General features: G+C 65.5%; 1 protein-coding gene. It reads left to right on the top strand.

What is annotated here, in order from left to right; genetic code table 11:
* On the top strand, positions 1-641 hold a 641-nt coding region (locus AC1D11_RS22205; protein ID WP_477651502.1), incomplete at both ends, for a GIY-YIG nuclease family protein.

The following is a 641-nucleotide window of genomic DNA, read 5'->3' as shown; positions in this document are numbered from 1 at the left end:
CGCCCGAACGCTCCCGACCGATTCAACGAAGAAAAAGCGACCTATGTGATCCGCGGCGGCGACGGGGAGGGCGACCAGCCCGACCTCGAACGCGGCGCCGAGGCGATCCGCAGCGTCGTGCGCAAATTGCCGACGCGTCCGGGCGTGTACCGGATGCTCGATGCGCGCGGCGACGTGCTTTATGTGGGCAAGGCGCGCGCGCTCAAGAATCGCGTCACCAATTACACGCAGGTCGCGCGCCTGCCGCAGCGGCTCCAGCGCATGGTGTCGCAGACGCGCGCGATGGAGATCGTCACGACGGTGAGCGAAGCTGAGGCGCTGCTGCTCGAAGCCCAGCTGATCAAACGCTACCGCCCGCCGTACAATGTGCTGCTGCGCGACGACAAAAGCTTCCCCTTCATCCTGCTGCGCACCGATCATGCTTTTCCGCGCGTGCAAAAACATCGCGGCGCGCGACGCGCCAAGGGGCGCTATTACGGCCCGTTCGCCAGCGCCGGGTCGGTTCACCAGACGCTCAATGCGTTGCAGAAGACTTTCCTCCTGCGCAGCTGCACCGACAGCTTCTTCGCCAACCGTTCGCGGCCGTGCCTGCTCTATCAGATCAAGCGGTGCAGCGCGCCCTGCGTCGACCGCATCTCGAA

The organism is Polaromonas sp. P1_E11, assembly GCF_056405995.1.
The sequence above is the reverse complement of the archived record's forward strand: the minus strand, read 5'-3'. Positions and strand labels throughout refer to the sequence as shown.